Source organism: Bacillus sp. CH140a_4T, assembly GCF_008923725.1.
Classification (GTDB): Bacteria; Bacillota; Bacilli; order Bacillales; family Bacillaceae_G; genus Bacillus_A.
The window spans coordinates 446386-471080 of record NZ_WBPF01000016.1 but is presented as its reverse complement, the minus strand read 5'-3'; the positions used below and the strand labels follow the sequence as shown (position 1 = coordinate 471080).

General features: G+C 37.0%; 21 protein-coding genes. 7 read left to right on the top strand and 14 right to left on the bottom strand.

What is annotated here, in order from left to right; all coding sequences use genetic code 11:
* The first annotated feature begins 679 nt into the window (after window positions 1-679).
* The 5 genes from odhA to F8162_RS17850 all read left to right on the top strand — a co-directional run bounded on the left by odhA (window position 680) and on the right by F8162_RS17850 (window position 10486).
* The gene (gene odhA / locus F8162_RS17870; protein WP_151631255.1) at window positions 680-3547 is read left to right on the top strand and encodes a 2-oxoglutarate dehydrogenase E1 component; all 2868 of its coding nucleotides are present in this window, start codon (window positions 680-682) and stop codon (window positions 3545-3547) included.
* A 132-nt stretch (window positions 3548-3679) separates the two neighbouring features.
* Window positions 3680-4939 carry a 2-oxoglutarate dehydrogenase complex dihydrolipoyllysine-residue succinyltransferase gene (gene odhB / locus F8162_RS17865; RefSeq protein ID WP_151631256.1) on the top strand — a complete coding sequence of 420 codons (1260 nt, stop codon included), beginning with the start codon at window positions 3680-3682 and terminating at the stop codon, window positions 4937-4939.
* A gap of 124 nt (window positions 4940-5063) precedes the next feature.
* Window positions 5064-6983: a putative thiazole-containing bacteriocin maturation protein gene (locus tag F8162_RS17860; protein ID WP_151631257.1), complete on the top strand. Its 1920-nt coding sequence runs from the start codon at window positions 5064-5066 to the stop codon at window positions 6981-6983.
* Window positions 6980-8929, top strand: a complete 1950-nt coding sequence (locus F8162_RS17855; protein ID WP_151631258.1) for a TOMM precursor leader peptide-binding protein — start codon at window positions 6980-6982, stop codon at window positions 8927-8929. The genes F8162_RS17860 and F8162_RS17855 overlap by 4 nt, the downstream gene beginning before the upstream one ends.
* Before the next feature lie 15 nt (window positions 8930-8944).
* Complete coding sequence (locus F8162_RS17850) at window positions 8945-10486, top strand: SagB family peptide dehydrogenase (RefSeq protein ID WP_151631259.1); 1542 nt, start codon at window positions 8945-8947, stop codon at window positions 10484-10486.
* Between the two features lie 30 nt (window positions 10487-10516).
* Here F8162_RS17850 and F8162_RS17845 read toward each other — a convergent pair whose 3' ends face one another.
* The 3 genes from F8162_RS17845 to F8162_RS17835 form a co-directional block, all read right to left on the bottom strand.
* A complete protein-coding gene (locus tag F8162_RS17845; protein ID WP_151631260.1) occupies window positions 10517-10927 on the bottom strand; it encodes a DUF3908 family protein in 411 nt (136 codons plus the stop codon).
* A 145-nt stretch (window positions 10928-11072) separates the two neighbouring features.
* The gene (locus tag F8162_RS17840) at window positions 11073-11561 is read right to left on the bottom strand and encodes a GNAT family N-acetyltransferase (RefSeq protein WP_151631261.1); all 489 of its coding nucleotides are present in this window, start codon (window positions 11559-11561) and stop codon (window positions 11073-11075) included.
* Window positions 11562-11662: 101 nt separating this feature from the next.
* Window positions 11663-12997: an FAD-dependent oxidoreductase gene (locus tag F8162_RS17835; RefSeq protein WP_151631262.1), complete on the bottom strand. Its 1335-nt coding sequence runs from the start codon at window positions 12995-12997 to the stop codon at window positions 11663-11665.
* Between the two features lie 205 nt (window positions 12998-13202).
* Between F8162_RS17835 and F8162_RS17830 the strand changes: the two genes are divergently transcribed.
* Window positions 13203-13694, top strand: coding sequence for a hypothetical protein (locus F8162_RS17830; protein WP_151631263.1), 492 nt, complete (start codon window positions 13203-13205; stop codon window positions 13692-13694).
* 43 nt (window positions 13695-13737) lie between these two features.
* Here the strand turns inward: F8162_RS17830 and F8162_RS17825 are convergent, their stop codons facing one another.
* On the bottom strand, window positions 13738-14973 hold the full coding sequence (locus F8162_RS17825; protein ID WP_151631264.1) for a TcaA 3rd/4th domain-containing protein: 1236 nt from the start codon (window positions 14971-14973) through the stop codon (window positions 13738-13740).
* A gap of 19 nt (window positions 14974-14992) precedes the next feature.
* Window positions 14993-15778 (bottom strand): zinc ribbon domain-containing protein, encoded by a 786-nt coding sequence (locus F8162_RS17820; RefSeq protein ID WP_151631265.1) that lies wholly within the window; start codon window positions 15776-15778, stop codon window positions 14993-14995.
* A gap of 197 nt (window positions 15779-15975) precedes the next feature.
* Between F8162_RS17820 and F8162_RS17815 the strand changes: the two genes are divergently transcribed.
* Window positions 15976-16809 carry a hypothetical protein gene (locus F8162_RS17815; RefSeq protein ID WP_151631266.1) on the top strand — a complete coding sequence of 278 codons (834 nt, stop codon included), beginning with the start codon at window positions 15976-15978 and terminating at the stop codon, window positions 16807-16809.
* 45 nt (window positions 16810-16854) lie between these two features.
* On the opposite strand, the gene F8162_RS17810 is transcribed toward F8162_RS17815, so the two are convergent.
* The 9 genes from F8162_RS17810 to trpC form a co-directional block, all read right to left on the bottom strand.
* Window positions 16855-17826: a DUF4179 domain-containing protein gene (locus F8162_RS17810; RefSeq protein WP_151631267.1), complete on the bottom strand. Its 972-nt coding sequence runs from the start codon at window positions 17824-17826 to the stop codon at window positions 16855-16857.
* A gap of 4 nt (window positions 17827-17830) precedes the next feature.
* On the bottom strand, window positions 17831-18370 hold the full coding sequence (locus F8162_RS17805) for a sigma-70 family RNA polymerase sigma factor (protein ID WP_151631268.1): 540 nt from the start codon (window positions 18368-18370) through the stop codon (window positions 17831-17833).
* 164 nt (window positions 18371-18534) lie between these two features.
* Entirely contained in the window at window positions 18535-19218 is a 684-nt protein-coding gene (locus tag F8162_RS17800) for a DUF2278 family protein (protein WP_151631269.1), read from the bottom strand.
* Between the two features lie 90 nt (window positions 19219-19308).
* Window positions 19309-20808 carry an L-lactate permease gene (locus F8162_RS17795; protein ID WP_151631270.1) on the bottom strand — a complete coding sequence of 500 codons (1500 nt, stop codon included), beginning with the start codon at window positions 20806-20808 and terminating at the stop codon, window positions 19309-19311.
* Window positions 20809-20918: 110 nt separating this feature from the next.
* Window positions 20919-21278, bottom strand: a complete 360-nt coding sequence (locus F8162_RS17790; RefSeq protein WP_151631271.1) for a DUF4029 domain-containing protein — start codon at window positions 21276-21278, stop codon at window positions 20919-20921.
* 74 nt (window positions 21279-21352) lie between these two features.
* Window positions 21353-22129 carry a tryptophan synthase subunit alpha gene (gene trpA / locus F8162_RS17785; protein WP_151631272.1) on the bottom strand — a complete coding sequence of 259 codons (777 nt, stop codon included), beginning with the start codon at window positions 22127-22129 and terminating at the stop codon, window positions 21353-21355.
* 3 nt (window positions 22130-22132) lie between these two features.
* Window positions 22133-23326: a tryptophan synthase subunit beta gene (gene trpB, locus F8162_RS17780; RefSeq protein WP_151631273.1), complete on the bottom strand. Its 1194-nt coding sequence runs from the start codon at window positions 23324-23326 to the stop codon at window positions 22133-22135.
* The gene (locus F8162_RS17775) at window positions 23323-23937 is read right to left on the bottom strand and encodes a phosphoribosylanthranilate isomerase (protein ID WP_151631274.1); all 615 of its coding nucleotides are present in this window, start codon (window positions 23935-23937) and stop codon (window positions 23323-23325) included. Before F8162_RS17775 ends, trpB begins: the two co-directional genes overlap by 4 nt.
* On the bottom strand, window positions 23934-24695 hold the full coding sequence (trpC, locus tag F8162_RS17770; protein WP_151631275.1) for an indole-3-glycerol phosphate synthase TrpC: 762 nt from the start codon (window positions 24693-24695) through the stop codon (window positions 23934-23936). The genes F8162_RS17775 and trpC overlap by 4 nt, the downstream gene beginning before the upstream one ends.

The window sequence follows — 24695 nt, the reverse complement described above, 5'->3', positions numbered from 1 at the left end:
TTTGTAATGAAACATGGAACAATGTATATATCCGTTACTATATCTCCTCCCCGTTTCTGTGAAAATTTAATATCTCCATATTTGTTTTATCCTTTTAAAACATTTCTTTTTTGTAAAATGCGTTATTAGTTTTACGGCGTTTTTCGTCATATTTATAGAAACTAACTGTTTATAAAGCATTTTTTATGTTTAGCAACTTTTTTTGTAGAAATCCTTCACTTTCCTTTCAATATTTAACACTATCTAAATAAAATTTACGGTAAATTCATAATTTTTTATTTTTTATACTATATTCCGTTATATTGTTGTATAATATCAATGAAAGCGCTTATTATTTCAATATACATAATTCGAACTCATTTTTATCGAAACATTCTAACTATTATACTTATATTTACATGCAACAATTTTAGTTATCCGTATAGGTATACCAAATATATCCACCCTATTTTTCTGTAAAATTACTTTATAACATGAAAGATTAACTTGGGTGATAAGTTATTGTGAATGTTTTTTTACAAAACAGATAAGTAATAGTGTTTGGTATTATGTAAATTATTGTAATAACATAAGAGTAAAGAAAACATTTACATTGATTATTGGTTCATCAATTATTGAAAAGAGCAAAATGCACCTTTTGTATGGAAAAAGGATTATATGCATTGGGAGGTTTAAACAAATGACGAGGAAGAATACAACGACAAACCCTTGGGCCAAGTTCCACGGTCCGAACCTTGGTTATGTTATTGAGCAGTATGATCTTTACGTAACTGGAGCAGGTTCTGTTGATCCGGAATTACAAGAGCTTTTTGAAATTTTTGGAGCTCCTTCGTTTCAAGATGATGTCGTAACAGGGGACAACACAGCAACACATTTTTCTCCTCAAAACACAGGGAACATTGAAAAAATTCTTAAAGTCGTTCAACTTGTTGAACAGATTCGTTCTTTCGGGCATACGTTGGCTCACATCAACCCGATGGAAGATGCTGCTAATGGACAATCTCTTCTTGAGAAAGCAATGAACGAACTGAGTGATGCTGACTTGAAAGCGATTCCAGCGAAAACAGTATGGCAAGATGCACCAGAAGGTATTCACACTGCACTTGATGTAATTCATAGATTAAAAGACGTTTATACAAAATCTTTAGCTTATGAATTTTCTCATATACAAGATAGTGAAGAACGCGCGTGGTTGCATCAAATGGTGGAATCAAATTCATTGCGTCAACCACTATCAAATAAAAAACGAACTGCTCTTTTAAAACGTTTAACAGCTGTTGAAGGTTTCGAGCAATTCTTGCATAAAACATTTGTTGGGCAAAAGCGTTTCTCTATCGAGGGCGTTGATATGCTTGTGCCTGTTCTAGATGAAATTGTTCTAGAAGGTGCAAAGAACGGCGTAGAAGATGTCATGATTGGTATGGCTCACCGCGGTCGTCTAAGCGTACTTGCACACGTATTAGAAAAACCATATAGTCACATGTTCGCTGAGTTCAAACATGCAAAAATAGAAGGCGCAGTGGCAAATTCCGGCTGGACTGGCGACGTGAAATACCATTTAGGTAGAGAACAAGTCGTAAGTAACGAAGAAGTTAGCACCCGCGTTACATTAGCAAATAACCCAAGTCACCTTGAGTTCGTTAATCCTGTTGTAGAAGGTTTTGCACGTGCGGCTCAAGAGAATCGTAAAAAGTCTGGTCTTCCAGAACAAGATACTTCAAAATCATTCGTAATTTTAGTTCATGGTGATGCTGCATTCCCTGGTCAAGGTATTGTATCTGAAACGTTGAACTTAAGCAGATTGAACGCGTACCAAACGGGCGGAACAATTCATGTTATCGCAAACAATGCAGTTGGTTTTACGACTGATAGCTATGATTCTCGTTCTACGAAATATTCAAGTGACCTTGCAAAAGGTTTCGATATTCCGATCGTTCACGTGAACGCTGATGATCCGGAAGCTTGTCTTGCTGCTGCTAACCTTGCGATTCAATATCGTACATTATTCAAAAAAGATTTCTTAATCGATTTAATTGGTTACCGCCGCTACGGTCATAATGAAATGGATGACCCAGCAGTTACACAACCACAAGTGTACAAAAAGATTAAAAATCACCCAACTGTAAGAGCAATTTATGCAGATCAATTACAAGCTGCTGGTGTTCTAAATGCAGATGAGGTTGAAACAATTACACAGTTTACGCAAGAACAATTAAAGTCTGACTATGCACAAGTACCACCAGCTGATACGAGCGATGCAACAATTCACGTTAAAGTACCAGATGTTGTTGCAAAAGGCATTCAGCCAATTGATACTGGTATTGAGCTTGACTCACTTCGTGCAATTAATGAAGGTCTACTATCTTGGCCAGAAGGCTTTAACGTATATCCGAAAGTGAAAAAAATTCTTGAGCGCCGTAAAGATGCTCTTGAAGAAAACGGTAAAATTGAATGGGCACTTGCTGAGTCATTAGCATTCGCTTCTATTTTACAAGAAGGTACGCCAATTCGTTTAACTGGTCAAGATTCACAGCGTGGTACATTCGCGCACCGCCATATCGTATTACACGATACTGATACAAATGAAACATATTCACCATTACATCGCTTACCAAACATTAACGCTTCATTCTCTGTTCATAACAGTCCGTTATCAGAGGCTGCTGTTGTTGGTTACGAGTATGGTTATAACGTATTCGCTCCAGAAACGCTTGTTATGTGGGAAGCGCAATATGGTGACTTCTCAAACACTGCGCAAGCATTATTTGATCAATATGTTTCAGCTGGAAGAGCAAAATGGGGTCAGAAATCTGGTTTAGTTCTTCTATTACCACACGGTTATGAAGGTCAAGGACCAGAGCACTCTAGTGCACGTCCAGAGCGATTCTTACAGTTAGCTGCTGAGAATAACTGGACAGTTGCAAACTTAACGAGCGCGGCACAATACTTCCATATTTTACGTCGTCAAGCATCTATCTTAGGAACAGAAGCTGTTCGACCATTAGTATTGATGACGCCGAAGAGTTTATTACGTCACCCACTTACGCTTTCAACTGCTAGTCAGTTAAGCGAAGGACGTTTCCAGCCAGCTCTAGAACAAGAAAACCTTGGTACAAAACCAACTAAAGTAAAACGTCTTGTTTTAAGCACAGGTAAAATGGCGATTGACTTAGCAGCAGAAATTGAGTCTGGTAAACATGAGTATAACTTAGATGAAGTTCACGTCGTTCGTATTGAACAGCTGTATCCATTCCCTGCTGAGAAAGTTCAATCTATTATTAAACGCTTTAAAAACTTAGAAGAAATTATTTGGGTTCAAGAAGAACCTCGTAATATGGGCGCATGGCATTACATGGCTCCAATTCTGTTCGAACTTGCTGGAGATAAAGTGAAAACAGGTTATATTGGACGCCCAGATCGCTCTAGCCCATCTGGTGGCGATCCATTCGCTCACAAAGCTGAGCAAGAACTAATTGTTGCACACGCTTTAGATGTGAAATATAACTTCCGTCAAGATAAACAAGAAATTGAAGTTTTCAGCAACTGAAAGTAACAATGAAGGTTTCTATCCTGCTCCCCGGACAGATATTCTGCCCGGGGGCAAGCTAACAAATGGAGATTACCGAAGACAAAAGAAGAAAAAACACACCGTTAGGCAAATAAGGGGAGGACATTTAAAATGATCGAAATTAAAGTACCTGAGCTTGCAGAATCTATTACTGAAGGAACTATCTCACAATGGCTTATCAACGTAGGCGACAAAGTTGAGAAAGGTGGCAGCGTTGTTGAGCTTGAAACTGATAAAGTCAATGTAGAAATCATTGCAGAAGATTCAGGTATTGTATCGAAGTTACTAGGCGAACCTGGGGATACAGTTGAAGTTGGTGCAACTATCGCAATTTTAGATGCAAACGGAGCACCAGTTGCAGTAAGTACACCTGCACCAGTGGCTGAGCAAACCAAACAAGAAACAACTGAAGCACCGAAAGCTGCGGCTCCAACTACTGAGCAAGCTGCAACTTTACAAGGTTTACCAAATACGAACCGTCCTATCGCATCACCAGCTGCTAGAAAAATGGCTCGTGAATTAGGAATCGACTTAAATGACGTACGTAGCACAGATCCACTTGGACGTGTGAGACCACACGATGTACAAGCTCATGCTGCAGCACCAAAAGAAGCACCAGCTGCTCCAAAAAGTCCAGCTCCTGCTCCAGTTGCAAAAACGGAATTCGAAAAACCAGTTGAGCGCGTGAAAATGTCCCGCCGCCGTCAAACAATTGCAAAACGCCTTGTAGAAGTTCAACAAACATCTGCAATGTTAACAACATTTAACGAAGTTGATATGACTGCAATTATGGAATTACGTAAAGAGCGTAAAGATGCTTTCGAGAAAAAACATGATGTACGTCTTGGCTTCATGTCATTCTTCACAAAAGCTGTTGTTGCAGCATTAAAACAATTCCCATTATTAAATGCTGAAATTCAAGGCGACGAGCTTATCATTAAAAAATTCTATGATATCGGTATTGCAGTAGCAGCTCCAGATGGATTAGTTGTACCAGTTGTACGTGATGCTAACCAATTAAACTTCGCTGAAATCGAAAGTGAAATTCGTAATTTAGGTATGAAAGCACGTGACAACAAACTTTCATTAAAAGAGTTACAAGGTGGTACATTCACAATTACAAACGGTGGTGTGTTCGGTTCTCTAATGTCAACACCGATCCTAAACAGCCCACAAGTAGGTATTTTAGGAATGCACAAAATCCAAGTACGTCCAGTTGCAATTGATGCAGAACGTATGGAAAACCGTCCAATGATGTACATCGCTTTATCTTACGATCACCGTATTGTTGATGGTAAAGAAGCAGTTAGCTTCCTTGTTGCTGTTAAAGATATGCTTGAAGATCCAAAATCATTATTATTAGAAGGTTGATAGATTAATAATCTATTACAGGCTGTAGAATGAATTATTCTACAGCCTTTTTTTTTGCGTTCATACGGGACAAATTTCATAACATAAGCTAATAATGTATGCCTAAAGCGTAAGGAGGATTAAAATGAGTACCCTTCCAATTCATGCAAAACTGAAAGCAAATAAGGATACCTTCTTCCTCCCCGACTCAAACGGGGGTGTCTATTTTCGAAATAATGCCAGTTCATTTCGTATGGACGGTGATGGAATTTACAACTGGATTGAAAAATTAATGCCTATGTTTAACGGTAATTACTCTTTAGCAGAAATAACCGATGGTCTCCCTCTCCCCTATCAAAATCGTGTATTTGAAATCGGAGAGATTTTATATGAAAATGGTTTCGTTCGGGATGTAAGTCAAGATGCACCTCATGAATTAAATAGCGCATTACTTGATAGATACGCTTCACAAATTGAATTTTTAGAAGCTGATTCTCATTCAGGCGCTCTAAAATTCGAAACGTATCGCGCGGAAAATGTCCTTATAATTGGTTCTGGATATATGCTTACTTCCTTAGTTTCTTCTTTATTAGAATCTGGATTACCTACCTTTCATTACCTTATTACAGATTATGCGGAAACAAATTTCGAACGTATTCATGAGCTAGTAGAACTTGCACATGAAGTAGATGATCATGTCCTTGTTCAAGAAATAGATACGACAATTGATCGTCCCCTGCATGAAGTGTTTAAGCCTTTCGACTGGATTTTGTATGTTTCTCAAAATGGAGATATTGAAGGTTTAAGAGCGGTTCACACGATTTGTAGAGAGATAGGAAAGAACTTCATACCAGCTGTCTGTTTATCAGCACTTGGTATAGCCGGCCCTATCGTAACAGCTAATCGTGAAGAATGCTGGGAATCCGCATGGCACCGGCTACATGAAACGACTTTACAACATGAACATTCATCAGCATCATTTTCACCAGTTGCATCTGCAATGTTAGCAAATATAATCGTATTTGAATTATTTAAGCATATCGCTGATGATTCTTACCGAGAAAAAGAACCACAATTCTTTTTATTAAATTATGAAACACTTGAAGGGGCATGGCATCCTTTTATAAAACATCCTCTCGCAACTGATGAAAGTTTTACAATTGATACGATCGAAAATCTTTCTGAACAACTTGAGCATCGGTCTAACGAACATACTTCAACTGATTTATTCCGTTTTTTCGATTCATTAACTTCTAAAGAAGCTGGTATATTCCATGTATGGGATGAACAAGATTTATATCAATTACCGTTATCACAATGCCATATTCAAGTAACTACACCACTTTCAGATGGTCCTGCTTCCCTCCTGCCTCTTATGACTTGCGCTGGTTTGACTCATAACGAAGCGCGCCGAGAAGCTGGTTTAGCAGGAATTGAAACATATGTAGCGGAAATTATGCACCACCTTATTCCTGAACATAACGATATCGGTATTGGCGCTGGAGAAACGATGACAGAAGGTGTATACAGGGCACTGCAACAACATTTAAATAACAAATTGTATGAGCGGCAGTCACATATGCTAGAAGAAATAACAACGATCGATTTAACTGAAATTCATGATAAACATTGTAGATTTTATTACGATGCTCTCGCTACAATTCATGAAACACCGAAAATAGCAGTAAGTGAAGAGATTCTCAGCTTTCCAGTCGTTTGGGTCGGTATAAATGATCGATGGTACGGTGCATCTAATATTAATATGACGTTAGCGCTACGTAACGCACTACAACTATCACTTCTTCACATTCAAAATGAAGAGACTCCTTACAGAGCTAACATTTTAAACGAATCATCTATTATTTTATATGACACAGATTCTTTTAGAGTAGAAATACAGGAGGAAGAAGACATTCCAGGCGTGCAAGCTGTACAGCTTGCCTTACAACATTTAGAAGAACATAATTTTTATCCATTCGTGTTTGATTTAGCAATTGAATCATTTTTGAAAGAAAACTTAGATGGTGTGTACGGGGTATTAATTGCAAAGGAGGATAGTCTATGAATCAAAATATATTCCTTATAGGAGATGGCCTTCTTGCAGACTATGTACACGATCAATTAAGCGAACAATATTCCATCATTCGCCAACATACTATTACAGACGCACTCCCTGAAAATATTGAACTCGCTCTCGTATTACACGATGGCTCTCCTTCTGCTATTCATCATGATGCCGAGCTAATTTTTCGTTCCAATGAGATTCCGTGGTTACGCGGGTTTACTTCATTTGGTGAAGGTGTTATCGGTCCTTACATTCATCCTCTTGCAGCGGGATGTACCCATTGTGCCGATGGACGACGCTTTATCGCTGGCTTTGATCAAAAAGAAATGTGGGAGCTACAACGAAAATATGCGGTAAAAGAAGATAACGTAACGAGGCGTGATGTACGCGCCACCCAAAATGGCATGTTACAAATGTGCCATCTTATTTGCGCAGAAACAGAGAAAATATTAGCTCATCACCATTCTTCTTTAGAAAATGAACTCATTTTACTAAACTTACAAACACTGCAATGTACACGTCATTCTTTTCTTCCAGATCCGCTCTGCCCCGTATGTAGCAATTTGCCTGATGACACGGCAGATGCAGCTGTGATTTCATTACAACCGAGCTTAAAAACAAGTGATGCAACATATCGCTGTCGTTCCATTCATGAACTAAACACATTTTTAGCGAGAGATTATTTAGATTACCGAGTTGGCATGTTGAACGGAAAAATGCAGCATTCTTTATTACCATTCGCTGACGTTATTATAAACATGCCATTAATGTTTGGAAATGAAGGGGTTGCAGGCCGAACTCTTTCATTTGCAATGAGTGAAGCGACTGCTATTTTAGAAGGTTTAGAAAGATATTGTGGTATGTCACCTCGAGGAAAAAAGACGAATGTGCATGGTAGTTTTCATGATGTAGAGGATTATGCACTACATCCCCTCTCGCTCGGTGTACATACAAATGAACATTATAATCGTGATAGTTTTCCGTTTAAACCGTTTGATCCTGATTATGAACAAAACTGGGTATGGGGATACTCTTTATTACAAAACCAGCCAATTTTAGTTCCTGAATCAATCGCTTATTATAGCCTCGGTCATCGAGATGCTTTCGTATATGAAACATCAAATGGATGTGCCATTGGTGGTAGTTTAGAAGAAGCAATTTTTCACGGCATTTTAGAAATTGTAGAGCGTGACGCCTTCTTGCTCACTTGGTATGCTGAATTACCTCTTCCCCGTCTTGATCTTAGTTCAGCAAATGATCCGGAATTACAATTAATGATTCAGCGGCTGTACACGATTACCGGCTATGAATTGCACGCCTTTAACGCAACCATGGAACACGGCATCCCAAGCTTATGGGTAATCGCGAAAAATACGCGTAAAAATGGAATGAACGTTGTTTGTGCTGGAGGCTCTCATTTGGACCCAGTCCGCGCTTTAAAGAGTGCCATTCATGAAATAGCAGGCATGTTACTTATAACAGACGATGAACTCGAACAAAAAAGAGAGCACTACGAAAACTGCTTACAAGACCCTTATCTCGTAAATAAAATGGAAGACCATAGTATGCTGTACGGATTGAAAGAAGCGGAAGAACGTCTTCACTTCCTTTTACGTGGCGATGCACAGGTGCAAACATTCCAAGAAATGAATGCATTACAATCATTTGATCTAGATTTGACATCCGATCTTCATCAACTTTTAAACCGTCTAGAGCAAGCTGGACTTGAAGTAATCGTTGTAGATCAAACAGTACCTCTTATAGAAAAAAACGGATTACATTGCGTAAAAGTCATTATTCCAGGCATGCTACCGATGACGTTCGGTCACCATCTCATTCGGGTTACAGGACTAGATAGAGTATATACTGTGCCGATGACACTTGGATATACAAACGACCCTTTAACGAATGAACAATTAAATCCACATCCGCATCCGTTTCCATAGTAAAGGAGGGATTCTATGCAGCTGGATACTTTTTTACATCATCTCCATTTTTCTATAGACGAAATTATGCCGAACCATGAAGTGGACTGGAAAGATGCACCTCTTCCTTATAAACTATATCGAAATGTACCTATCATTCCTCTCTCTTTAGAAATCCCATTATCTTTACCTAACTCTTCTACTACACCTACTTTGAAGGAGATTGGTCATTACCTTTGGTCCTCATTTGGTTTAACACAATTATGTCAGCTAAATAGCGAGAAAATTTTATTCCGAAGACCTATCCCTTCAGGAGGCGCTTTATATCCAAATGAATTGTATATATATTTAAAGATTGACGATTATCCAGACGGTATTTACCATTACGACGCTGCGCACCACCGACTTGTTTTACTTCGCGAAGGAAATTTCGATTCTTACATTACAGAGGCACTTGGCAATCGTTGTAACATACAGTCTTGTTTTGGTGCTGCATTCGTATCCACTATGTTTTGGAAAAACTACTTTAAATACAATAACTTTTCGTATCGACTTCAAGGATTAGATAGCGGTGTTCTCATCGGACAATTACTGGAATGTGCCAAACAATTCGGCTACACAAATGGCGTATATTTTCAGTTTCTAGACCGGGCAATCAATCATTTACTCGGGCTGTCAGAGAGCGAAGAAAGTGTGTATGCTGTTGTTCCTTTCAGTACAGAACCACAAACTGATTGGTTTCATAATGATTATCTTGAAAATAAAACAGTTACTTCTCATGAGTTGTTGCAGCAAATTCCGCCGTTAACACATGAACATTTTGTTCGCTCAAAACATGTAAATGAATATCCACTGATAACAAAAATAAATGAAGCTTCTATGATCGAATCGACAGCACATTTCCAAACACTACATCATAAAGAGCACTTTCAACATAATGTGCACGCTGTACAGCTACCGAAAGTAAAGCGATTATCATATGACTTCTTACAACTTTGCAAACAACGGTATTCCCCTGATGCTGATTTTACTTTAACGAAATGGGATGCAGCAGACCTCGCTACTTTACTACAAGAAGCGGGCCTCTCCTTCCCTTATTACAACGATCTTGATGGTAAGTATATAAATGAAAATGCGCGAGTTTCATTATATGGATGCTTCTATAACGTAAAAGATATCAAAAATGGTGCTTACGCTTATAACAGTAAAACTCATTCCATACAACCTATACGGTATGGAGACCTTCGTTATCCCCTTCAATCTAGTATGACAATGGATAACGTAAATCTTTTTCAAGTACCGCTTTGCTTACATGTAGTCGGAAAGAAAGATTACTATACCAATACATTAAGCTATAGAGGATACCGTATTCACCAAATGGAAGCTGGTATCCTCGTTCATAAACTCGTTTTCGCCGCAACCGCGATGGGAATGGGTGGGCATCCGTTACTAAGTTTTGATACAAATTCATGTGACCAATTGTACGGAATAGATGCTGGAAATGAAACGTCACTTATTCAAATTCCTGTTGGGGCTTATCAGGATCGGAATTGGTTAAGAGGGGATTTGCGTAATTAGAAGCACGCCGGTGGACGGCGTGCTTTTTTACTAGATTAATTTAAAAATACTCTTAATTTGTCTCGCGAATAACCAATTTTTCGTACCGTAGTTATCATTTAAACTATCTAAATTGATAGATTGTCCATTAGCAAACTTTAATTCTAGTGTTGTATTTTTATCATTTGTTTTTAAATTACTATTTGTAATGGCATCATACTTTAATTTTTCAATTTCAATATATTCGTCTTTTTCTTGTCCAATCACGACATGGTCTTGGAAGAAGAACAATACTTCTACTTTCTTACCGAAACAAAATACATTTTTCGTATAAATTAATGTCGCATTATCAAGTCCAACGCATACTTCTTTCATCTCTTCAACAACGTTTCCAAAGTCTTCTTCATGTCTTGCGTTTGATTCAGCAATCCATTCTTCGATTGTTTTCATATTAATTGCCATACTGTGCCCCCTGTTTCGTTCATTGCTTTATTAAAAATAAATACTATATGAAAATATAAGCGATAAGTACTATGTTTTCAAGGGTGAAAGATATATTCAAAATAAAGTTAAATTTCAAAGTAATATACAAGTAGAATCTATTTCATTATATTTTAAACGTTTGAACGAGACATTCTTCATCATCGATTAACTGTGTTTTCTCATCAAATTCGATGTTTAACTCCCTATATACTTTCTTCCAAAAAGAAACAGCTGGTACATTTTTCACAAGTTCGATAACAAAATACTGTCCTCGTTTCTCTTTTAATAAATTCTCAATAACTCTTTTACCGATTCCTTTTCCCTTGTATTGATTCAATATGAAAATGTCATTTATGCCAAAGTCATTTTCTTTTTTCAAGTATGGACGTTCCAGTAGTAATAAAAACCCTACAATATCATTATCACTTTTAATAAAATACGGAGTGATTCCGTCATTTTCCCAAAACATGTGCAAATCTTCGTATTCAAAAAATCCATTTGTCCCAATCGTTATATTAGGAGTGAATGTAGAGAGGTCATGAAGATATAGTGCATACAAATTACGTAATATTTCTTTTTCTGATTCTTGAACTGTTTGAAATGTTACACCCATTTTTAATGATCCCCTTCCCTATACGTAACTATTTCCCAATCCTCTTCATTCGACAAAAATGACTATTCCCCTTTAACGAAAAAAATAGCACTTAAAAAGTGCTATTCTGCTCGCCTTGCCGCTTGTTGAATTGGATCCCAAACGCTGTTATATGGTGGTGCGTAACTTAAGTCGACATCTTCTAAATCGTGAATGCTCATTTTATTGAAAAGTGCCATTGCGATCACATCAATCCGTTTATCTACCCCTTCTTCTCCTATTACTTGTCCGCCTAATAATTGTTTCGTGTCAGAACGATATAGCAATTTCAAGTAAAGTGGTTTCGCATTTGGATAATAACCCGCCATATTTGTAGAATCTACTTTGACCGTTTTATACGGAATATGTAGTCCTTTTGCTTCTTTTTCATTTAAACCTGTTCTTGCAAGCGTCAAATCCATAAATTGAATAATACCTGTACCTAACGTTCCTTTAAAGGCTCTTCGTTTATCAAGCATATTCAGTCCAGCAAGTCGCCCTTGTTTATTAGCAGTCGTTCCGAGCGGGATATGATCATGAATTTCCTTTATAACGTGGTAATGTGTTGCGCAATCACCAGCTGCATATACGTCTTGCACATTCGTTTGCATATATGCATTTACTTCGATTGCCCCTTTATGATTTGTACGTATATTTGTTCCTTCAAGAAAATCAGTATTTGGCTTCACTCCAACTGATACTAGAACAAGATCCGCTTTATACGTTCCTTTATCCGTTTCAATTTGTTCCACTCTTTCGCTTCCTTTAAATGCTTTTACATTTTCATTCGTTAAAATTTCAATATGATGTTTATCCGCTTCTTTATGTATATATTCTGCCATATCTGTATCATAAATCGTACCGATATGATCATTTCGCTCAATCATTCTTACTTTCTTACCAAGTTCGACGAATGTCTCTGCCATCTCTAGTCCAATCGCACCGCCGCCAATAATGGTTACATCTTCAACTTTATTCGTTTCTAACGTTTTTAATATGTGCTCAGCATCCGGAATTGTTTTCAAAAGATGAACACCTTGTAACTCTCGTCCTTCCCACTCTGGCATAACCGGACGCACTCCAGTTGCAATTAATAAACGATCGTACGGAAATTCAAAAACATCTTTCGTCTTCGTATGCTCTGCGTACACCATTTTCTTTTCCGTATCTACTTTCGTTACTTCATGACGCACTTTCGCATCAATTCCGTATTTATCACGAAACGTCTTTACATTACGCGCAATTAATTTTTCAGTTGAAGCGATAGCACCACTAATAACATACGGTAACCCACACTGAGCGTAAGAATAAATTTCACCTTTTTCTAACGTTATAACATTTGCATTTTCATTGTTTCTAACAATTTGCATAGCTGCACTCATACCAGCTGCATCTCCGCCAATAATGACATAGTTCACTTTACCACTTCCTTTTTTAGTTAGTAAACATACTCTTTACGTTTTCCATCTTTCATAAAAATAACACCCTATTTCCATTCTAAAGAAACAAGTTTTAATTCACAAATATTGTGCAAAAAATACGATACATAGGCAAGTGTGGTGTCTTTTCAGACAGTTATTTAATATATTATAGCAGTTGCGCTTGAAAGTAGGTGAAATGTATATGTGCAGTAAATTCCTTTCTTCGCTTCCAGAAGAACCAAACGTCGCTTTACCTCTTGAACAAGAACTTTCCATTAATGCCGTCATTCAAAGTTCTAGCTCTAGCTCTAGCTCTAGTTCTAGTTCTAGTTCTAGTTCTAGCTCCAATTCTAATTACAATTCTAACTCTAATTCTAATTCTAATAATCGTCCGAGTATTAGCGACTCCTCTCAAACAATTTGGAAATCAACTTTATTTTCTTCTGCGTCGCACCCTAATCAAAATATATATCCTGTTGGTGTCGTTAAAATTGTAAACTTATCTGAGGATACTATAACTGTAATTACATCAAAAGGGAGAAATTCAGAACTAAAAATAAAAGTGCCACCTAAATCTGAAGCTTCATTAACTTCAAGTTCTTTGTGCACCATTCACGCTAGTACGACAGGTAGATCAAGTAGGGTTAATTTCTTATTACAACTATTTTTTTCACGTAGCCCCGCTACAGAATAACATGAAAAAGGTACAGTATAAAACTGTACCTTTTTCATGTTATTTACTCTCCTGATTTGATCAATTCAACATTATAAGTTTCAATATCCGTTAGCTTTCCTGTAAAATACGGATTTTCTCTATACCAAGACTGTTTTGAAAAGTACGCTTGCATATCTTTCGTTTGAAACACATGTCCATGCCTTGCATATATTTCGTTTCTCGCTATTTTCAATTGTTTTTTCGATAAATATGTTAAGTCTGCACTCGTTAGTTTTCGAATATCACTATCAGGGAAGATGAAACCATTATATACATACCGAGTTGTAGGCGGCGGAGTAACATTGTAAACAACTGTTTTTTCTGTACTTTTCTTTTGGAATGGAAGATTATAAGACGGAAGTGCCGTTACCGTTTCTACCTTCGTCGTTTCCCTTCCATTTTCTCCATTTCGTTCTAAATAAATCGTCGCACTTCCATCAGTTGCTACCGGTCCCCATGTAATTTCTTCTCCAGCTAGCGCTGTAACTGGCTTTTGATTCACGTACAATGTCGCACCGGGCGCGTTCGTTTGAACTGTAATATATTGCCCTTGCAACGTTAAATCTATCGTTACGTTATTTTGACTTTGTTTCATAAGTACAACCTTTTCTTCACGTGATAGTTTTACATAGTCATTTTTATATTCTGCTTGAAACATTTGAGTCCCTGGAAGAAACGGCCCATATTGCTTCTCAAACTTTTTGTCATCTGTTTTATCAATTTCTTTTCCGTTCATTTTTAAAGATGTACCTTTTTCATTTGTAAGCAGCGTCGTATAATACGTCTTCGCTTTCAATTTATACCGATCAAAGATAAAGAAATACTTTCCGTCTTTCGTTAATGAAAAGTCTGCTCTTTCAACTCCATTCCCTTGTTTTTCACCTATCCTCAACTGTTCTTTCAATTCATTTACGTAAGATGGATTTTCTTTTATATATGAAAATAGAGGCTTTACACTCTCTCCAGTTACAATAACTGACGGATCATTTGCTGTGATAACCTCGGCTAATTTCTCCCCGTCCCTCTCTTGTAAAATAGTAATGATCCGATCTACTTGTGCCGCCTGCTTATAATACGATAATCCATACAAATACAGTCCAACAATCACTACAGCAAGTAATGTTAAAAGTGTAATGCCAACTTTTGTACCGCTGTTCATTTTCTTCTTTACTACAAGGTTTTCCCTCTTCTGACCGCAGTTTTGACAAAATTGCACACCGTCTTCAAGCTGAGTCCCACACTTGGTACATCCATTCATCCATTCAACCACCTTTTCGTTAGAAGCCAGTTAATCCATGTGTAAAGGCTCGAATTATCGTACTAATGTAAGACCACAGTACAATGAATGTTGCAATTCCGTTTAAAACATTTGCTATTAGAAGCGTATAAATAACATCTAATCCACCATTATCTAGTTTTACTATAGCTACAATTACACTAATCCCCATATAAGTTGTAGCCACTCCTAATAATATTGGTAAAAAGAAGATTAATAAAAAGCTAAAAAGAAAAGAAAGAACTAATATAGCAATAGCTGGCGTCACTATCGTTCCCCATATACCGAATACTTCAAGAAACGAAAAAGATGATTTCATCATCTTTCCACTTACAAAAATAATAAATCCGACAAATAAAGTTAAAATTAATAAAAATAAAAAGACCTTTATAGACTCTCCAAAGAACGAAGGCGTAGATAAATCTGGCGCAAACGTTCTTGTAACATTCGCCGCCGTGCTCATTATTCTATAAAAAATACACGCTCCTAAAAAACAAATAAGTACAAGACTTGTAATTCCATTTCGCACTTCTACATTTCCACTTTTCATAACGGCCGATGGTGATTTAACAGCATTTTTAAAGAACTGAAAATAGCCACTTGCAAATCGCTTCGCTTGCTCAACTGTTTCATTTTGTCGAGTTTCCTTTGCTTGGACTACTCGTACTTGTTGCTCATCTTCTTCCTGTGCACCACTCGCTACTGCTTCCCCTGTTAACGAATGTCCACAATTCCCGCAAAACTTTGCCTCTGCTGTATTTTCCGTCTGACATGCCGGACATTTCATTCTCTCATTCCCTCCTTGAGCATATACCTTATAGGGTGTTACAAATTCAATATATGACTTTGTACATAAAACATGACTACAAGAAAAAGATTCTGAAATCCTTCTTTCAAAAGAAAATATATGTGCTAGCAATCTTGAAAAATAATGCTATTATGAAACAGAACAAATAACATTTTTAACAGATTGGATGACAGGCAATGAACTTGGTAAACTCAATTTTTCAAATACTCCTTACAAGCGTAATCCAATTATTTTCCTTAATTGGCGTTATCATTGTAATTGGATTTCTATTAGGCTATTTAGAATCTCTCACACGAATGTATTGGTCGAGAGCTTTCGGAAGAAAAGGATTCCTTTTAACAGCTTGGATAGGTGTTCCTATTCATGAACTTGGACATGCCATTATGTGTGTACTATTTCGTCATAAAATTGTAGCAACGCAGTTTTTCCCAACAGATACAAGTCAAGGTGCTTTAGGCTACGTACAACATCAATATAATCAAAAAAGTGTATATCAACGAATTGGGAACTTCTTCATTGGAATCGGTCCTATTATTTCCGGTATTACCGCATTAATCCTTTTAATGCGCTATTTCGTACCAAATTCATATTTCTTATTTAATACAACTCTCGAAAAAACAATTGCTTCTACTTCTATTAATATAGAAATGGTTCAAAACATGCTTTTGTCGACGTTCGTATTATTAAAGAGTTTATTTACAATAAGTAATGTATTGAACCCTTCCTTTTGGTTATTTTTATTTATCGCCATTTGTATTTCTGCCCATATAGCTTTAAGCAAACCAGATATTAAAGGATCAATAGACGGTGTGATCGTCATGTTTATCGTATTATTTTTATTCAATATAATCGCAGGACTGTTTCAGTTCGACAGTAACCAGCTCGTTGGCAAAGTGATGAAGTATAATATGTATATCATTGCATTTTCTAGTGTGGCACTGCTGTTCTCTTGTATTTCTACGCTTGTTAGTTTTAGTTTTTATAAAATAAGAGGAGGGCGTTCGTTTTGAACGTCCTCCCCTATTTTCAGATGACTATTTATCCGATTTAATAAGTTATTGAATCGGAATAGATGGCCCAATCACTTCGTTTTCTTTCCCCGAATACGGTACAAGTGAATATTTTCCTACCGATACATTAATTCCATCGAATCTACTAAAAGAAATGTCTCCTTCTTTATTCGATGCAAATGCCTCTGTACATATATATGTTTTTCCGGATTCTGATTCAATTTTAAAATAAATCTCTTCATTTGTACTTTGTGTTACATCATAATAAATTGTTGTAGAAATCGGCGTTGAAACTACTTTTTTAACATTTACTTTATTGCCATCAGATAAAACAATTGTTTCATTTAAATCAAACGTCTGCTTCTCTTTCATCAACTGAGCTTGCGATACTTCAATATCAAATATCCATGGTTGCTCAATTACAGTATCCCTGTTGAATGTATTATAAGTAATTTCGATTTGAAGTTCGTCAGTTTGTGGCATTTCACTTAACTCGACACCACCGTAGATTGTATACATAGAATCATTTACTTCAATTGATTGTGCATCCTTTATACTAGAAAAATCACGGCCATTTATTCGTACCTGTGGGATTAAATATGTTTGATAATCAAATTCCACACCCTTCGCTGGCTCAAATGTTGAACTGATGAGTAGTTTATTATCATCAACTATTACCTCGTTTAAAGTCAGTTTACCGTATTTATTTTCAGCAGTTTTTCCAATAGCTGTTTTATAGGGAGAATAGTCACGCAGTTGCTGTTCATCAAGATATTTTTCAATCAATCCAGCAATAAATGGAGTATTTGCTAAAGAAGATTGTCCAAGTGGGGCTGTAATACTGACCATTAACATGCAAGCTGCTGCAACTCCGAACCATTTCTTTGACTGTTTGTTTTTCCGGAGCTTATTTTTCACACGTTTTTCCCAATGTTTTTCCTCTAATTTGGTTAAGGGAATCTCTTCAAACTCTGTGATGTCCAGCTGAATATCGTTTAACTCTTTATAAATAGACATGCCCTCACACTCCATTTTTAAAAATAAAAATCTGTTTGAGCTTTTTTCTTCCACGTGACAGTTTGTTATGAACCCATGACTCTTTCACATTAAGGTGGGATGCAATTTCACGAGACGGTACACCTTCTAGATAATACTTTTCAAAAATGTTCCGCTCTGTTGCTGACAGTTCACTGAGCAATTCTTGTACGTCTACGAAATCGTTTTGTCTTCTTTGTTCTTGGTGCAGACGATCATTAATCTCCGTACAGACAGTTTGTTGCCAATTTCTCGCATTTTTCCGCTGATAATCAATTGCTCGATATTTAGCAATGGCTGCTATCCATTGTTTAAAGGTATTTTTGCTTGGATCGAATGAGTCGATATGAAACCAGATAGCTAGTAATACATCATCTAAACATTCTTCATAATCTTGCTGATTACTCTGTACATATCTTTTAATGATAGCGCTGAGTAAACTGCCGTATGTTTGAATAATAAACGTAATGCTTTTCTCATTACGTTTTTTTATTTGTTGCACAACATTTTCTTCCGTTATCTTCAAAGCTAGACCTCCTTGTACTGCTAATTGATACCTACTTTCTAATACGAATAAAAATCAATAACTCTATCACGATTTTTAATATTGCATACATAATCCCACCACTATATACCATTTATCTTGTTTACAATGAGAAGAGCTAGTTCATTACGAACTAGCTCTTCTCATCACTTATTGTTCTTATAATCACAATGCTCAACCGGAACGCGAGCATGTCCATCCTCATCGGTACACCACGACTGTGATTGAAAGGCAAGAAAGATACCAATCCATTCTTCTTCCTTTTCGAAGTGAATGAGTATGCCTCCGTCTTGCCATATACCATTATCACCTTTCCATTTCTCTACATTTCCTTGATTCATATGAATATCGTGTATACCGTTTCCTGGTTCAAAATGAAAGTAAGAATCAGGTGTATTTTCTTCTGGTCCCCATCTTTCACCGAACGCGTAAATAATTGCTTTTTCTTCTATCGCCCGTTTTATATAACGTTCTATTTTTTCATTTAAATCATTATCAACTCCTGCTTTTTCAGCAGGTAAAGGAATCATTTGCTTCGAATCAAATACATTACCTCTTACATAGTCTAACGCTACTTTCGGTTCATTGTTTTTTATTTCTGTAAAACCGAATGGTAATGTCGGTAAAATATGAATCGCCTCTGACCTGATATTATCACTCGCAAAATATAAAACTTCTGACGGATAACTTTGCGATTTCACATTAATTGCAATACGATAATCTACTCCTGCTTCGCCTTGTAAATGAACTTGATAATGAGGTGTTTTCCCTTTTCCAATCTTTGATTGTATAACTGTACCTTTTAACACACCGTAGTTTTTTAGGGGCATACATTTCATCTCCTATTCATTTAGTAGAAGCTTTTCATACTTTAAACATTATCCAATCATAAAAAAAATCCTCCTATGTTAGGAGGATTTTTAATTTCTCAACATATACCAAACAATAACCTCTACCACTACGAGCAACACCGCCCCAAAAATCATTAACGTCGTCTTCTTTAATAGTTCATTTTCACGATACGGGATATTACATAAATACGCACCTAGTGTAATTCGTGATGGACAAGCGATTGTCGCTACTGATGATGCGGTGTTTTGAAGTGTTGTAACGTATTGCCACGGGAGTGCTACGTTTTGCGCAGTTTGCATTTGTAGTTTTATAAACATTGCATTTGATCCTGCGTTACTACCTGTTAAAAAGCCACCAATTCCGCCGATGAACGGAGCAACGAAAATGAAAAATGTACCGAATGTTTCACCAGCTGTTTTTGCAAGCAATGAATGCATACCAGATGCACCCATTAGTTCTGAAATAGCGATAAACATTGTCGTCGTAATCGCAAAGGGAATCCATTGTTTTATCGTTTGCGAGATTGATTGTTTAATAATATGAGATGGAATACGGAAGAAAATAATAGTAAATAAACAAGTCATACCGAGCCAAAATCCTGGTGAATACAGCATTTCTAATTTGTAAGAGTATGATTTTAAATCAAGGACTGCATATGATCTGAATACATCATGTAATACTGGTACGAGGCGAGAAAGTAAAATACAAACTGTTAGGAATATATAAGGGCTAATAATTTTTATAATAGATACTTCTCTTTCCGCTGCAGCAGCATGTTCTGTCATTAGACTTTGTTCATTTTTCCCTTTTAATTTAATGATAAGAAAGCCAAATGTAATTGTAATGATAGAACTTAATATACCTGCTAGTTCAACACTTACGTATGCGTTAGAAAGGTAGATTCCGAGAGAGAATAATAGAAAGAAACCGAATCCTTCTTTCCACTTTTCAATCACGGCCTGCCAGCCACCAACAACGTGTAAAGACAGAATGACGAAATAGGCAAACATCGGAATGCTTAATAGTGCTGTATTTGTGCCAAGTGTTGTAAGCGGCATGTTTATAAGCTGCGAACCGATAATCGTACCAGTCGCCATTGCGCCCCATGAACTAGCTAGTAAACCGATAAATGAGAGCAGTACAGCTTGAAATGGTTTATAGCCTAACGAAAGAAAGATAGGTGCTGCAACCATGAAGCCGATACCGAATCCACTTACTGATTCAATTAGCGGACAAATACCAAAACACATAAGAAGCATTTGTAATAAACGATCGTGCGTCACTTCTTCTAAAAAACGCGCTACTTGATCGATGTACCCCATTTTATTCATGAGGTGAAATAAAAAAATACCGAAAAACAACACGTACCCGACAATAAAACAAATTAACCAACCTTTAATCGTTGCGTGCACAGTTTCACTTATCCCTAATTGAAACGTTGGCGAGAGTAAAACGATTCCAACAGACACAACGTAAGCAATTAAAGAGGACCGTAATGACGTTTGTTTAAATAAAAATAAACAAATGAAAATCATCATAATTGGGATAAGTGCCAACAATATGGCCATGTTATCATCTCTTTTCATTAAAAATACAATTTTTAACTATTATATAACAGATGTCATAATTTTCAATTGTTTTTACAACAGATTCAAAAAAGGAGCCAACTGACTCCTTTTCATTCCCATTTTCTATTATCCTGAAAAACGTTCTGCTGTCCGACTATTTTGTCTAACACAACAAACACAATATAAGCACATATTACTTGCAATACAACATTTCCAAATTTCATTAATTCAAATGAATGGATCCAGCGAAATAATTCATTTAATAATACAATCGAAACGATACTAAATAGTTCTATACTAATCGAAAATATACATATTTCTAAAATAGATTGCTCTTGAATGCGATTTAAGTTGGAAAAGATGAATACATATCCTAAAAATAGAGCCATCAACTCTATTTTCGTCATGCTAATGAGCCAAGCGTATAATGGTACAGTTAAAAGAAGATATAGTAGTTTCCGTCTTAGCATGCTTTCTCACCCTTTAAGTTGTATGTATTTTCTGTATATTTTAACATTTATTACGTAAAACAAAAAGAAGAGACTTACGCCTCTTCTTTTTGTTTTGTTGCCTGTATTAATTCACATATCTCTTCTCGTTTTTCATTTTCTAACAGCTCAATGACTTTACTTCCAACGACAACGCCGTCACATATTGTAATCATTTCTTCTACATGTTCCTTCGTTGAAATACCGAACCCTGCCACTACCGGTAAATGTGTATGTGATTTTACTTGTTCTAAGTAACTATGAATCTCACCTTTAAAGTTTTGACGTACTCCCGTTACGCCCGCTACTGTAACGGCGTAGACGAATCCTTCTGATTCACTCGTAATTTTTTCAATTCGCTCAATCGGGCTCGTTACGGTAACGAGTGGAATTAGCGCAATATTTGCCTCTCGAAGTAACGGTGCAATAATGTCTTGTTCTTCATACGGTAAATCTGGAACGATGATGCCGTCTACACCTGCTTCTATACAGTTTTCGATGAATCGTTCTTTTCCGAATGCGAGTACTGGATTTAAATATGTCATGAGTACAAACGGAATTTGCACTTCTTTCCTTACCTCTATTAATGCTTGAAAAATGCCTTTTACTGTTACACCGCTATCTAGTGCTCGTTTCCCTGCCCTTTGAATCGTTGGGCCGTCTGCGACTGGATCTGAAAACGGGATGCCGATTTCAACGATGCTTGCTCCTGCTTCGTCTAAAAAACGAATTCTTTCTTTTAATTTTTCAAGGCCACCATCTCCGCCCATTACGTACGGAATAAATGCTTTCTTACCATTTTCAAACGCTGTTTTAATTTTTTCTAATCCCATTTTTTACACCTCTTCCATATAACGTTTTATACTCTCTACATCTTTATCACCGCGGCCAGATAAACAAATGACAAGCCCTTCGTCTTTCTTCATTTGCGGCGCTAATTTTAAGGCGTATGCGACAGCATGTGAGCTTTCTAATGCCGGAATAATTCCTTCTTTTTTCGTTAATAATTGAAACGCTTCTAACGCTTCATCATCTGTAATGGAATGATAAGAAACGCGGCCAATATCTTTTAGTAAGCTATGTTCTGGCCCAACACCTGGATAATCGAGTCCTGCTGAAATAGAATGAGCTTCTTGAATTTGCCCCTCTTCATTTTGCAGAAGATACATCATTGATCCGTGTAAAACACCAACGCTTCCTTTCGTTAAAGTGGCTGCATGCTTTTCTGTATGAACGCCTTTTCCAGCTGCTTCTACACCGTAAAGAGCAACTTCTTCATCGTGTACGAACGGATAAAACATTCCCATCGCATTACTACCGCCGCCAATACAAGCAACGACTGCTTCTGGTAACTTTCCTTCTAACGCTTCATATTGTTTTTTCGTTTCATTTCCAATTACACTTTGGAAATCACGAACAATTTGCGGGAATGGATGTGGTCCGAGAACAGATCCCATGATGTAGTGTGTATCATGCACGTGTGAAACCCAGTAGCGAAGCGCCTCGTTCACCGCATCTTTTAATGTGCCGCTACCTGCCGCTACACTTTCTACTTTCGCTCCGAGTAATTCCATTCGGAACACATTTAATTTTTGACGTCTCACATCTTCTTCTCCCATAAAGATGACGCATTCTAATCCGAGTAGGGCACATACAGTAGCGGTTGCCACTCCGTGTTGTCCAGCCCCTGTTTCAGCAACAACTTTTTTCTTTCCCATTCGTACTGCAAGAAGTGCCTGACCGATTGTATTGTTAATTTTATGAGCTCCCGTATGGTTCAAATCTTCACGTTTTAAATAAATCTTTGCACCGCCGCAATACTTCGTCATATTTTCAGCGAAATAAAGCGGTGTTTCTCTTCCGACGTACGTTTTTAAATAATGATTTAATTCTTTTTGAAATGCTTCATCTTGCATCGCTTTTTTATATGCTTCTTCTAGTTCTAATACAGATTGCATTAACGTTTCTGGAACGTATCGTCCTCCGTATATACCGTAGTGACCTTTTTCATCTGGATATGTGTAATTCATTTGGAACACTCCTTCGCTTTTATAATAAATTGTTTTATTTTCTCTACATCTTTCTTTCCATCTGTCTCCACTCCGCTACTTATATCGACCATATATGGCTGAATCGTTCGAATCGCTTTTTCTATATTAAGAGCGTTTAATCCACCAGCTAATATCGTTTTCTCTCGCAATTCTTTTGGCATATGCGTGAGTAACTCCCATGAAAATGCCTTTCCATTTCCTCCGTGAAACTTTTCTTTCGGACTATCAAACAATATATAATCCGTTTCATATGCTTGAGCATTTTTCAAATCACTCTCTGAAGTTACTCCTAGTGATTTTATAGACGGAATATTCAATCTTCTAATTTGATGATTATCTTCATCCCCATGTAGTTGCACATGTGTTAACCCGCATTCATCTGCAATTTTCTGGATCTCTTCTACTGATTCATTTACGAAAACACCGACCTTTAACACATTTGCTGGAAGCTTCTCAATGATTTCTTTCGCTAGCCCCGGAGTGATTTTCCGCTTACTTTCTGCAAAAACAAATCCGAGTGCATCAGCCCCGTATTCACAAGCACGGTTTGCCGTTTCAACATCAGTGATCCCGCAAATTTTTACTTTCATATGTTCACCTTACAATCTTCAAAAAAGGTACGAATAGAAGATGATGTCATAAGTGCTTCTCCAACTAATACACCTTTCGCTCCAGCTCGTTTGACGCGAATAATATCTTCTTTTGAATGAATCCCGCTTTCACTAATCCAAAGTAATTTCCCCTCGTTTAATCGTTTTCCAAGCTTTTCTGTTTGGCTTAAATCGACTTCGAATGTTTTTAAATTACGGTTGTTAATACCGATAACGTGCGGATTTAATTGGATCGCAATTTCTAATTCCTGTTCATCATGAACTTCAACAATTGCTTCTAACCCTTTTTCTAGTACGTAGTTATACAGCTCTTGTAACTTCTCTTTCGTTAACGCGGCTACAATTAATAAAATAATATCTGCCCCAGCTTCATACGCCTTATCAATTTGAATCTTATCGATTATGAAATCTTTGCATAAAAGCGGAATGTTACTTTCTTCTCTTGCCGTTTGTAAATCATGAAACGATCCTTTAAAAAATTGACGGTCTGTTAAAACAGAAACTGCTCCTGCACCGCACTCTTCATATGTTTTCACTTGTTTTCGTACATCAACGTGTAAATTGATATCTCCTTTTGATGGTGATGCTCGCTTTACTTCTGCAATGACAGTAAACTGCTGTAATGCTTCTACAAGTGAATGTGTCTTTCTACTTTCTTTTAATGGAGTATACGTTTCATATAATGCCGCAACTTCCTTTTTCTTTTGGTCTACAATTTTGTCTAAAATCGTCCCCAC